This window comes from Acinetobacter sp. NS-4 (assembly GCF_037402435.1).
Classification (GTDB): Bacteria; Pseudomonadota; Gammaproteobacteria; order Pseudomonadales; family Moraxellaceae; genus Acinetobacter.
Genome location: NZ_JBBEUE010000056.1, coordinates 1 through 371, shown reverse-complemented (window position 1 = coordinate 371; position 371 = coordinate 1). Strand labels below are relative to the sequence as shown.

The following is a 371-nucleotide window of genomic DNA, read 5'->3' as shown; positions in this document are numbered from 1 at the left end:
TTGTCTCCAAGTAGAATCCCTTTTAATTCTTGAGTTAAAGAATCCAGTACAGCAACATCATGAACATTCCCTGATGTCAGCTTGAGATTAATCATTTCACCTAAATTATTGATAATAATATGTAATTTAAAACCATAAAACCATAAAACCATAAAACCATAAAACCATAAAACCATAAAACCAACCTGTGCTACTTTTTCCACGACCGGTCAAGCCTTTAAATACACGATGCCTTTTAATTCGAAGATTATGGCTAACTACCAATTTAGTGGAATCAATGATACTGATTCCTGTATCTTTTCCTTTCACTTGATGGAAGAAACTAGGGTGTGTCCTCATTTGAAGAATTGGTTTTAAATACTTAAAATCCT

The 371-nt window shown here is 32.6% G+C and carries 1 pseudogene; it reads right to left on the bottom strand.

The features are described 5' to 3' along the window. A pseudogene (locus WAE57_RS15825) lies at positions 1-371 on the bottom strand (transposase); the annotation flags it as partial.